General features: G+C 55.6%; 10 protein-coding genes. All 10 read right to left on the reverse strand.

All coding sequences use genetic code 11. From position 1 onward, the window contains the following. Positions 1-5 precede the first annotated feature (5 nt). The 10 genes from RGB73_RS19050 to RGB73_RS19095 all read right to left on the reverse strand — a co-directional run bounded on the left by RGB73_RS19050 (position 6) and on the right by RGB73_RS19095 (position 12,142). On the reverse strand, positions 6-716 hold the full coding sequence (locus RGB73_RS19050) for a DUF881 domain-containing protein (RefSeq protein ID WP_310764335.1): 711 nt from the start codon (positions 714-716) through the stop codon (positions 6-8). Positions 717-739: 23 nt separating this feature from the next. Further along, positions 740-1,534 (reverse strand): cell division protein FtsQ/DivIB, encoded by a 795-nt coding sequence (locus tag RGB73_RS19055; protein ID WP_310764336.1) that lies wholly within the window; start codon positions 1,532-1,534, stop codon positions 740-742. 145 nt (positions 1,535-1,679) lie between these two features. Further along, on the reverse strand, positions 1,680-2,936 hold the full coding sequence (gene murA, locus RGB73_RS19060) for a UDP-N-acetylglucosamine 1-carboxyvinyltransferase (protein ID WP_310764337.1): 1,257 nt from the start codon (positions 2,934-2,936) through the stop codon (positions 1,680-1,682). Between the two features lie 15 nt (positions 2,937-2,951). Next, positions 2,952-3,857 (reverse strand): UDP-N-acetylmuramate dehydrogenase, encoded by a 906-nt coding sequence (gene murB / locus RGB73_RS19065; RefSeq protein WP_310764338.1) that lies wholly within the window; start codon positions 3,855-3,857, stop codon positions 2,952-2,954. Between the two features lie 103 nt (positions 3,858-3,960). Continuing rightward, positions 3,961-5,064, reverse strand: a complete 1,104-nt coding sequence (murG, locus tag RGB73_RS19070; RefSeq protein ID WP_310764339.1) for an undecaprenyldiphospho-muramoylpentapeptide beta-N-acetylglucosaminyltransferase — start codon at positions 5,062-5,064, stop codon at positions 3,961-3,963. A 12-nt stretch (positions 5,065-5,076) separates the two neighbouring features. Then, a complete protein-coding gene (gene spoVE / locus RGB73_RS19075) occupies positions 5,077-6,171 on the reverse strand; it encodes a stage V sporulation protein E (protein WP_310764340.1) in 1,095 nt (364 codons plus the stop codon). A gap of 79 nt (positions 6,172-6,250) precedes the next feature. Beyond that, entirely contained in the window at positions 6,251-7,600 is a 1,350-nt protein-coding gene (gene murD / locus RGB73_RS19080; RefSeq protein ID WP_310764341.1) for a UDP-N-acetylmuramoyl-L-alanine--D-glutamate ligase, read from the reverse strand. Next, positions 7,597-8,568, reverse strand: a complete 972-nt coding sequence (gene mraY / locus RGB73_RS19085) for a phospho-N-acetylmuramoyl-pentapeptide-transferase (protein WP_310764342.1) — start codon at positions 8,566-8,568, stop codon at positions 7,597-7,599. Before mraY ends, murD begins: the two co-directional genes overlap by 4 nt. A gap of 46 nt (positions 8,569-8,614) precedes the next feature. After that, complete coding sequence (locus RGB73_RS19090; RefSeq protein ID WP_310764343.1) at positions 8,615-10,093, reverse strand: UDP-N-acetylmuramoyl-L-alanyl-D-glutamate--2,6-diaminopimelate ligase; 1,479 nt, start codon at positions 10,091-10,093, stop codon at positions 8,615-8,617. 120 nt (positions 10,094-10,213) lie between these two features. Then, positions 10,214-12,142 (reverse strand): stage V sporulation protein D, encoded by a 1,929-nt coding sequence (locus tag RGB73_RS19095; RefSeq protein ID WP_310764344.1) that lies wholly within the window; start codon positions 12,140-12,142, stop codon positions 10,214-10,216. Positions 12,143-12,149 lie beyond the last annotated feature (7 nt).

The following is a 12,149-nucleotide window of genomic DNA, read 5'->3' on the forward strand; positions in this document are numbered from 1 at the left end:
TTCAACTAGGAGTGTTTGGTTTTGGCGTCACCGACAAAAGCGGGTAACTGTACGTGGTCCTTCTTGGCTACATCGATCTGAACGAAGTCCTGCAGGGAGTGCAGTACGCCGCCTGGAAGATTCAGGGCGCTCTCCATCGTGTTGGGATCGCCGATGGCGGTTACGACAAATGGCGCCGCGGACTTGATGCCATTGACAATGATCGTCGGCCCCACACAGCGGATGGAAGAATTGCTGACCAACCGCTGGCCGTTGATGCTGATCGCTTCTGCACCCGCAGCCCGCAGCTCATTGACGACCAGCCTCACGTCCTGCTCGTGGACGATGTAGTTGGCGATATCCGCATTGTTCGCCGCATTTTGGTTGTCTTGCATCGTGATGACGATGCCAGGTCCTTCTACGGCGACCACACCCGCCAGCATCCGCGCCGCTTCCAGCTGGCTGAGCGTATCTGCCGCTTCCGACTTGCGCTCGGCCATCGCTTCCTCCACCTTTCCGACTTGACGCTGAAGGTCGAGGAGTTGATTTTCCAGATGCTGATTCTGCTCTTTCTCGGATAAGATCCGATCGTTCAGCTGTGTCTCTTGCTGAAACTGCTGATCGTTGAACCGCTCCTTGCGCGTCAGCTTGGTGGTCTCGATCGACGTTGCCACCAGAAATCCGGTACAAAACGTCACGACAGCTAAATAGAAATGAAACTTGCGACGTCGACTCATGGTCTGCACTTTCCCCTTTTTCTTTACTGCGGCTTTTGGGACTGCTCTTCTGAACTTTGCAGCGGCACGGCCTGCCCCCCTGCTCCGTACGGGATGAACCAAGGCTGCTCAAACAGGGAAAGCACGCCCTTCGAGCCCTTAGGCAATTCTTTGACAATCGCCGGATACCAGTTCAGCATCTTGTCCAGCTTGTAGACGACACTGCGGACTTCATTGCCGTCCCGCATGAACAGCGTGACCCTTTGCTTGTCGTAAATCGTCGGGGTCAGCGTGATGTCCGATATTTCCCCGAGAACGGAAGGAGATAGCTTGGACAGTGCCTTGGCGAGGTTTGGCAGCAGCTCAGGCGACGCCCAGGAGCTGATCAGCGGCCTGTCCACCACGCGATCGGCAAAGTTCACTTTTTTGAGCACCATCCCGTTTTCCAAGAGCGGATAGCGCGTGCCGTCCTGCCCGCTCCAAAAGGCTACCCTCTTCTGCTCTGTCACATGCAGCTGGATGACTCCGGGAAACGAGCGGCTCACCGTCACTTCCTTGATTCCTTCCAATGGCTCCAGATTTTTTTGCACGCTGCTTTCCCATACGTTCAAGAATTGCATACCTTTGGTAAGGCCCGATTGGCTGACAATTTGCTCCGCCGGATAGATATCGTTGCCAAACACTTGAATTTCCTGCACCTTGCTGTAAGGAGAACGAATGAACACGATGATAAGTACAATCAAAAAGAACAGCACGAGCAGAAAGAGCAATTTGCGGTTTCCCCGCCTCCGGGGGCGCTGCTGTTTGACTTGCGGAATGCGTTCCTCGTATACCGCCATGACCCTATCCTTCCTCATCCTTGCTAGGCGTTGCGCCTGCGGGTAATCTTCACTGACATCTAGAAAATTCTGGATTCATTTGGAATATATGTAATAACACAAAACAGGGAAAGCGGCATAGCACTATGCCGCTTGACTTCCCCGATCATACCGACAGCCGCGTGATATTGGCGCCGAGCTGCCGCAACTGTTGCTCGAGCCGTTCATAGCCTCTGTCGATATGATGGATCTGGTTAACTGTCGTAGTCCCTTCCGCAGCGAGTCCAGCGAGTACCAGTGCCGCTCCTGCCCGGAGATCTGAAGCTTCCACGTTCGTTCCTGTCAGCTTGCTGACGCCGCGAATGATCGCCGAGCCCAGATCTACGTATATGGAGGCGCCCATTCGCGCCAATTCATTCACATGTTTGAATCTTCCCTCGAATATGGTTTCCTTGATAACGCTCGTTCCCCTGGCCTGTGACAAAAATACCATCAGCTGCGCCTGTAAATCGGTAGGAAATCCCGGAAACGGCGAGGTGATGATCCGGTCGTAGGCGCGTGGACGCGAGGTGCTTTTGATCTCCATTATATCATGGCGGGTCTTGATTTCAACACCGCAGCTACGGGCTACTTCGATCAAAGCTGTGAGATGTTCCGGCAATGTGTTGGTCAGTTCGACATGGCCTTGCGCCACACCGACTGCCAGCACATAGGTGCCTGTGACAATCCTGTCCGGTATGATCCGGTAGCTGACGGAACGCAATTTGGGTACGCCGGTGATTTCGATCGTATCGGTACCGGCTCCGCGGATGCGCGCGCCCATTGCATTCAAAAAGTTTTGCAAATCCACGATTTCCGGTTCTCTCGCAGCATTGCAAATGCGGGTCGTTCCTTTCGCCAAGACGGCCGCCATCATAATGTTTTCCGTCGCACCCACACTGGGGAAGGAAAGAAAGATATTGGTCCCGCGCAGTTGCTTGGCACGAAATGTAATGTAGCCTTCCGATTCTTCGATTTTGGCTCCCAGTGCCGTCAACCCGGACAGATGCAAGTCAATCCTGCGCTCTCCGATATCGCAGCCGCCCGGCCTGGATATAGTGACTTCGCCCAGTCTCGCCAGGAGCGGGCCAGCTAGAAAAATAGAAGATCGCATCTGGCTCATCAAATTGTCTGGTACCAGCGGGACGGAGACAGACGCTGTGTCCAGAGCGACACATCCGTCCTCGTGCTTCGTTCTCGCCCCCAAAGAGTCCAAGATTTCCAGCATCACCTTGATATCTTTCAAATGGGGGACATCGTAGATATAGAATTGCCCTTCCGCCAGCACAGCGGCAGCAAGTATGGGAAGAGCAGCGTTCTTGGCTCCTTGGATCCGAAGCGAACCGGACAGAGGTCTTCCGCCTTCGATCGCAAAAGTCTCCAAACTTTCACCTCCGTGTTACCCCTCGCCCACCACCAGGACTTCCGGATGCAAGTCAATCCCGAATTTGCTCATGATTGTGCTCCGAATGTAATTGATCAAGGTGAGGACGTCGGTAGCCGTGGCCCCTCCGCAATTGACAATGAAGTTTGAGTGTTTTTCCGAAACTTGAGCTCCACCGATTTGGTAGCCTTTCAGACCGGCTGCCTCGATCAGGCGACCTGCGTGATCCCCTGGCGGATTGCGAAACACGCTTCCGGCACACGGCATCTGCAGAGGCTGCGTCAGGCGCCGCCGCTCTTTGTTGGCAGCGAGCGTCGCCGCTATCTCTTTGCGATCGCCTTTGCGCAGTTGAAACCGCGCCTCGAGCGCGATTCCCCGTCTCTTCTGCAAAAGAGACGTCCGATAAGTAAAGCTCATTTCTTCGTTCGTCAACACTTTCGTTTCACCGTTTTCAAAGAGGATCTCGGCATCAATAAGAATACGTGAAAGATCAGATCCGTGAGCACCCGCATTCATATAGACGGCTCCGCCTACCGTACCAGGAATTCCGCCTGCGAACTCCATCCCTGTCAGTCCCATCTTGCCCGTCTCCATCGCCAGGCGGATCATGGAATATCCGGCACCCACACACACCTCTTCGCCCCTGAACTCGCAGTGACTCAAACCCTCAGCCACCTTTAGCACGGCTCCTCGTATCCCTCCGTCCCTCACCAGAAGGTTGGAACCGCGCCCGATTACACTCCAAGGAATTTCATGACGATGGATAATTTGCAAGGCTGCCTTTAAGGACTCTTTATCCTTCGGCTGGATGAACAGGTCAGCAGGACCCCCGATCCGCCAAGTCGTATGATTGGCGAGAGGTTCGTTGGTCCACACTTTTTCGATTCCGGCCTGCCTCAACTCATCTGCGATTTGTTTCATCTGTGAACCTCCTGATACACATGCTAGGTCGGACCTAGGTCTCATCACGTGTTTGCTCCATACTATGCTCCCGCCCAGATCGGCGTGACAATCGCCCAGTCGTTCATTTTCCCCTGGCCAGCTCCGTCAGCTGGGCAACGATCTCGGTCGCTGCCTTGGGCATGCCGAGAGCCAACGAGCTTTTGCGCATCTGCTCCCAACGGTTCTGGTCGCGAAGCAGGGCTGTCAACGATTCCAGCAGGCTTTGTCCGGTCAGGTCCCGTTCGACGATGACCTCTGCGGCACCGGCCTTCTCCAGACCGCGGGCATTCTTTTCCTGGTGGTTGTTCGTCACATACGGTGACGGAATCAGAATGGACGGCACCCCAAGCGCCGTCACCTCCGCCAGCGTCGAAGCTCCCGCACGGCTGACGAGCACATGCGTCGCAGCGAGAACATCCGGCATATTGTGGACGAATGAAAGAACGGAAAGGTTGCCGGGAAGATCACCCATCTGACGCAGCGAAGCCGAGATTTTCTCGTAATGGACATCTCCTGTCACATAGACGAAATGGGTACCCGCAAAATCGGACACGTGCGGCACCATGGAAAGCACAGCCTCGTTGATCGCACGAGCCCCACGGCTTCCCCCGAAAATGAGCACGATTTTTTTCCCTGCATCTACACCCAGAAAACGGCGTCCCGCCTCCGCATCTCCATGCATCACTTCCGTTGCTCGCGGGTTTCCTGTCAACACGGTTTTGGCTGGCGGGAAAAAGGAAAGCGACTCGGAAAACGAAACGGCGATCTTGCTCGCCGAACGCGACAAAAACTTGTTCGTAAGGCCTGGGACGACATTTTGCTCATGGACGAGCGTCGGGATCCCCAGCTTTGCTGCCGCATACATGACAGGTCCGCACACGTACCCGCCTGTCCCGACCACTACATCCGGCTTGAACTCACGGAGCATGCGCTTCGATTCCGCTACCGCGCGGATAAACTTCCAAACGGTCTTTACATTGTCCAGACTGAGCTTTCGTTTCAAGCCACTGATTTCGACGGATTGAAAGGGAAAGCCTGCCCGCGGAACGAGCTGCGCCTCCAAACCGTGCTTACTGCCGATATACAAAAAGGCAGCCTGCGGATGTTGGCGGGAAACTTCCCTCGCCACCGCAAGCGCCGGATAAATATGTCCACCTGTGCCACCGCCTGTCAAGACGACGCGCATACAATCACATCCTTATCTGGAAAAACGGGAAATATTGAGCAGGACTCCCACCCCTGTCAGCATCAGCGTAAGGGACGAGCCCCCGTAGCTGAGAAACGGGAGTGTAATGCCGGTCACGGGAAACATCCCTGTCACTACGCCAATGTTGATAACAACCTGTATGGCGATCATGCCGATGATACCCAGTGCCAATAAGCTTCCAAACAAATCCGGAGCCGTGATTGCCGTTCTCATCCCCCGCCACAGCAGGAGAAGAAACAGGAGCAGAATCAAGGTGCCTCCGATGAACCCCAGCTCCTCTGCCACGATGGAAAAAATGAAGTCGTTGTACGGCTCGGGCAGGTACAGATGCTTTTGCCTGCTCTGACCGAGTCCGAGTCCGAGCAGTCCGCCCGGCCCGATCGCGTACAGGGACTGGATGATCTGGTACCCGGTGTTAAGGGGATCCGACCACGGATCGAGGAAGGACGTAATCCTCTTGATCCGGTAAGGCGCGGACAAAATCAAACCGACAAAACCGGCTGCGCCGATCAGGCCGAGAGTCGCAAAGTGGCTGATACGCGCTCCTGAAGCAAAAATCATCACGATCGCTGTTCCCATCAGCACTGTACCCGTCCCCAGATCGGGCTGCAGCATGATTAGCGCAAAGCAGGCAAGCGGAATGCCCAATGCCGGGACGAGACCTTTTCGAAACAGGACAATTTGCTTTTGGTTGTCGGACAGCCAGCGGGCCAAAAACGCGACGACGCCCAGCTTGGCGAATTCGCCCGGCTGGATCCCGAACGCGCCAAAGCCGAGCCAGCTTTTCGAACCGTTGACTTCAATCCCCACGATCAACACCAGGACCAGCAGACCAAGGCTCGCCAAAAAGCCGGCTTTGGCCCATTGCTTCCATACCCAATAATCGATATTCATCGTAACGTACATCGCCGTGATGCCGAGCAGGGCAAAAATCAGCTGCCGTTTGGCGAAGAAATACGGGTCGTTGAACGGGGGCTTCTGGGCGACGATCGCACTGGCGCTATACACCATCACGATGCCAATTCCCAATAAAAAAAGTGTTGCAAAAATAATTACGAAGTCGGGAGCAGAGCGAACCTTGCTCATAGTGCCAGGTCATCCTTTCTCACGCGTCCCGAATCTTGCTGTCAACCAAAGCTGTGCGGGGACGATATGCTAGGCTTGTTTACAGTCTATGCACGCCGTCCTTAAACATGCTCCCCCTCACTTCGAACGAAGGAAACATGTCCCAGCTCGCACACGCCGGGCTGAGCAATACAACGTCACCCGAGTCGGCCAACCGGGAAGCAGCAAGAACGGCTTTTTCCACAGTATCGACATGGATGCGCTCGTTAATCCCTGCTTCTTTGGCCCGTTCGAGCAAAATCGGAGCTGTCTGTCCGAGAGCGACCACCGCCTTTACCCTGCCCTGGATGACAGGAACCAGCTCGCGGAAGTCAATGCCCCGATCCAGCCCTCCGCAGATCCAGACCACCTTTTCCTTGCACGCCTGAAGCGCTCTGGAAGCTGCCTCCGGATTGGTCGCCTTCGAATCGTTAAAGTACTTTACCCCGTTTTTGACAGCGACAAACTCCATCCGATGCTCCACTCCCGGGAAGGTGGCGAGCACCTGTGCGATGGATCGCTTGTCCGCTCCCGCCAGCCTGGTAACGATGACGGCGGCCAGGGCGTTGTCCAGATGAGGCACGGTGATGTCCTTCACTTGGACGATCTCTTCCCGCTGTCCATCTCCGTCCACGAACACGATCGTCCCCTGGTCCACGTACGCTCCGCGCGGTACGGCCCGGGTCTTGCTGAAGTAATAGGCACGCGCGGAGAGCTCTCCGCATTTTTCCAGCACTTCCGGCTGATCGTACGGAAGAACCGCAGCGTCCTGATCCGTTTGGTTCGCAAACATCTTGCACTTCGCCGAGAGGTATTCGTCCATCGTGTGATGGTAGTCCAGATGGGCCGGATACAAATTCAACAGCACCCCGATGCGCGGGCGAAACTCCCTCGTGCCCATCAATTGAAAGCTGCTCAGCTCCGCTACCAGCCATTCGTCTTCCTTGGCCACTTCGGCCAAACCGCACAGAACGGTGCCGATATTTCCCCCGACCATGGCCGGGATCCCCGCTTCCTGGAGGATGAGTCCTACCAAGGTAGTAGTGGTCGTCTTCCCGTTTGAGCCGGTGATCCCGATGAGAGGGGCTTTCGCGATCTGATAGGCCAGTTCGACTTCGGTCACGACCGGAATGCCGAGCTCCATCGCTTTTGCAACAGGCGGAGCTTCGTAAGGAATTCCCGGGTTTTTGACGACGAGTGAAATCCCCGGATGGATGAGGTCTTCCGGATGGGATCCGCAGATGACCGGCATGCCGAGCTCCTCCAGCTCTTCGCAGCCGACGGCCTCCTCCCGCGGTTTTTTATCATTGACGACGACATTCGCACCAAAGCGGTGGAGCAGTTTTGCCACTGCCACACCGCTTTTCGCCATACCGATTACAACAACCTTTTGATTATGATAGCGGTTCATCGGATTGTCACCACCTCGAGGTATACGCCAAGTCCGGCAAAGATCATGCCGACCAGCCAAAACGTCACGACGACGCGCCACTCCGACCAGCCCGTCAGCTCAAAATGGTGATGGAGAGGACTCATCCGGAAGATGCGTTTTCCTCTCGTTTTAAACGACACGACCTGCATGATGACCGAGAGTGTCTCGACGACGAATACGCCGCCGATAATGGCGAGCAACAGCTCCGTTTTGGTCATGATGGCAATCCCCGCCAACGCTCCGCCCAAGCCGAGAGAACCGGTGTCGCCCATGAAGACGCGCGCCGGATGGGCGTTGAAGACGAGAAATCCGAGTACAGCCCCTACGACAGCCGCACTGAAAATCGCGGTATCGTAATCCTGTCCGAACCAGGCGATGATGGCGTACGCGCCGAACGCAATCGCGCCGGTACCCGCGAGAAGTCCGTCCAATCCGTCCGTAATGTTGACGGCATTGGTGGTTCCCACGAGCAGGAACAAGAGGAACGGGAAATAGAAATAGCCAAGCTCCAGCTTCCACGGAGTTCCAGGCAGATGCAGGGACGTATCGTGGCCCATGAGCAAGAGCAGAATGTAAGCCAAAATCCCCAGCACAATTTGTCCCGCGAACTTTTGCCTCGCGGTCAGTCCCAAATTGCGTTTCTTTCTGATTTTAATAAAGTCATCCAGAAAACCGATGAGTCCGTATCCAAGCGTCACCAGCAGCAGGAAGTAGACTTCCATGTTGGCATTGGCAAACTTTAACACGGTAAAAATGAGTGCCAAAAGAATGATGGTTCCGCCCATCGTTGGGGTACCAGCCTTCTTTTGATGGGATTGCGGACCTTCTTCCCGGATCGCCTGCCCGAATTTGAGGCGGCGAAGGACCGGGATAAACAGAGGACCGATGAGTACGGCGATGAGAAACGCGGCGACGATCGTGACGATGAGTACGTTGTCAGCGAACATGCCCGAACCTCCTTTCTTGCGATGCATCTAGGAATCGCATCTGTCTCTATTCTTGGTTGTACGTGGCGATCGCTTCCCGCGCAACTTCACGGTCGTCAAACGGCAGTACTTGATCTTTGATGATTTGGTATGTCTCGTGGCCTTTTCCGGCAATCAGGATGACGTCGCCGGGTTGCGCCTTCGAAACGGCGAAATGGATGGCTTCTCGCCGGTCGACTACGGCCGTGTAGCGCTCCTGCTCGACTTCATCGAGCCCAGCAAGCATATCGTCAATGATCGCTTGCGGATCCTCGGAGCGCGGATTATCTGACGTTAAGACGGAGTGGTCCGCGTACTTCGTTGCGATCCTGGCCATAATCGGGCGCTTGGTTCGGTCGCGGTCCCCGCCGCAGCCCACGATGCAAAAAATGCGCTGCTTGGCGAATTCCTTGACGGTTGCGAGGGCGTTCTCCAGACTGTCTGGCGTATGGGAATAGTCCACCAAGACAGCAAACGGCTGCCCCGCATCTACCGCTTCGAAACGTCCATTGACTCCGGGCACCGACTCCAGACTGTTTTTGATTGCCTCGAGCGGGACGTTTTCCGCGAGTGCCACTGCGGTCGCCGCCAACGCGTTGTACACGTTGAACTTGCCCATCAGCTTCAGATTCATCCGCACGCTTCCGGCGAAAGTCTGCGCGGTAAAGGAAGTGCCCTTGCTTGTAATTTCGATGTCCGTCGCACGCACATCCGCCTCTTGATCGATCCCGTACGTGATGACGCGGGCGGGCGTCACCGTGGCGTACAGCTTCGACGCATCGTCGTCGGCATTCAACACAGCCGTCTTCAGCCGATCGGGATCATAGCTATTGCCCAATTGGGAAAACAGCAGGGATTTGGCGTAGCGGTAGTTTTCCATCGTCTTGTGGTAATCCAGGTGATCCTGCGTCAAATTGGTGAAGACTGCCGTATGTACATCGCAGCCCCGTACGCGCCCCATTTCCAACGCGTGAGAGGAGACTTCGATGATAGCGTATTCCGTGTTCACGTCGCGCATACGGCGGAAGCTTTTTTGCAAATCCAGCGCATCCGGGGTCGTATTTTTGACGTCTTCCGTGACATCCCCGATCCGCATGTGGATCGTGCCGATCAGCCCGGTCACCCGCTGCCTATCGCGCAAAATCTTGTCGATCAGGTGCGTGGTCGTGGTTTTTCCGTTCGTCCCAGTCACACCGATCAGCTTCAGTTCACGCGTGGGAGAGCCGTAAAAACGGTCAGCCAGCATGGCCATTGCCCGCCGTGTATCCGGCACTTTGACAACAGTCGCTGGCACGTCCAAATCTCTTTCGGATAGTACGGCGACGGCTCCTTGTTGAACCGCTTGGGCCGCAAACGAATGTCCATCCACGGTATATCCAGTCAGACAGACAAACAAACAGCCGGGTTGAACCTGGCGCGAGTCTGCTGTCAAACCTGTAATCTCCATGCTGTCATCCCCTGTGATCGTTACCGGCAACAGAGGCATGAGCAGATCCCGTAGAAACATGAAACAGGCACCCCATTCTCCAACTAGTATAGACAAAAATTTGGCGATTTGTTCAAAGGCGGAGGTAGAGATGCTCGTAGAAAAGCCTACCCCCTCCGCCTTCGAAATCTCATTTTATAGCTAATTGCTCAATTTGTCACCAAGGTAGATACGAATTTTTCCGCCTTCGTCGATTTTCACGCCAGGTGCCGGAGACTGCTGGATGACGTACTTTCCTTTGCCCGAGACGACCAGCGGCAGAGTCTCGTACGTGGTGGCGACGTCCTGCATCGTTTGGCCCACCATGTTGGGAACTTCAATCGGGCTTTTCTCCCCGAGCGCCTTGTTGATTTCTTTGGATATGCCGTCTTTCCGCTTGGGCACGCCCAGATGCTGCAGGGATGACTCGATGATGCTCTTGACGCTCGGTGCGGCGATGAGCCCCCCAAACGCCAGCGCCTTCGGGTTGTCGACGGCAAAGTAGACCAGAATCTGCGGGTCGTCGGCAGGAGCGAATCCGATAAAAGAAACGATGTACTCTCCATCGACGTAACGTCCGTTCTTGACCTTCTGGGCGGTCCCGGTCTTTCCTCCCACCCTGTATCCTTCGATGTACGCCTTGTTTCCCGTGCCTTGAGCGACGACGCTCTCGAGCGCGTAGCGGACCTTCGCTGATGTCTCCGGCGTGATGACCTGCCTGACCTCTGTCGGCAATGTCCTGCCTATTACGTCGTGCGTCACGCTGTCGCGCCATTCCTTCGCGACGAACGGCTTCATCAGCTTGCCCCCGTTGATCGCGGCAGATACCGCCGCCATCTGCTGGATCGGCGTGACGGAGACGCCCTGTCCGAAAGAAGTGGTTCCCAGCTCGACCGGCCCGACGCGGTTCAGATTGAACAGCAGCCCGTTCTCCTCCCCGATCAAATCGATGCCAGTCTTCTGGCCAAAGCCGAACTTCTTGATGTAGTCAAAGAGACGTTCCTTCTGAAGCCGCTGCCCCATCGTCACGAAGCCGGGGTTGCAGGAGTTCTCCACGACCTCAAGCATCGTTTCCTGGCCGTGTCCTTGCCGCTTCCAGCAGCGCAGCCGCTTCCCTGCGACGGTAATATACCCGGGGTCGTAAAACCCTTCATTCAGATTGACGACCCCTTCATTCAGCGCCGCCGCCAATGTGACGATCTTGAATGTCGAACCGGGCTCGTACGTCTTCCAGATCGGCAAATTGCGGTTGTACACTTCAGAGGGATAATTTCTGTACTGATCAGGCTGGAAGGTGGGGCGGCTGCCCATCCCCAGTATTTCCCCTGTCTTCGGATTCATCGCGATGGCAAGAACGTCGTCGGGCTGATAGGCCACTACTGCCTGGTCCAGCTCCCGCTCGATGAAGGACTGGATGCTGCTGTCCAGGGTCAAGTACATGTCCATCCCGTTCACCGGCGCCACGTATTCTTCCGAGCCGCCCGGCATCACACGGCCTTTTGCGTCAGACGGGAAGGAAATATGGCCTTCCGTTCCTTTCAAAAACGGGTCGTAAATTCGCTCAAGTCCGGTCAATCCCTGATTGTCGATTCCAGTGAAGCCGAGGATGTGCGCCGCCATCGAGCCGTTCGGATAAAACCGCTTGGTATCCCCTGCCAGATAGATGCCCGGCAGATTCAGCTCCTGAATCTTTTGCGCCTTCTCCACCGAGAGCTTTTTGCCGCCGGGGATCTGGTCGTTGCTCATGCCTTTTTTCGTGATCGCTTTGTATACTTCATCCTCCGGCTGCTCCAGAATGACGGCCAGCTGCCTCGCTGTCTCCTTGGCATCCTTCAACTGTGCGGGCACGGATACGAGCGTGGGCACGCTGATGTTGGTCACGAGCTCATTTCCGTCCCGGTCGAGGATCCTCCCGCGATTCGGCTTGAATTTGATTTCCCGATCAAGCAGATCGTCCGCCATCTGCGCCAGTTTCGGACCTTCTATCAACTGCACGTACCCCAGGCGGGTAATGAGGGCAGTATACATCACAATCCCGATGATCATTGCCACAAAAATGCGTCGGCGTACGGTAGCATTGGATACCCGCAAAGCGAGT

The sequence above is a fragment of the Brevibacillus brevis genome, assembly GCF_031583145.1.
Lineage (GTDB): Bacteria > Bacillota > Bacilli > Brevibacillales > Brevibacillaceae > Brevibacillus > Brevibacillus brevis_E.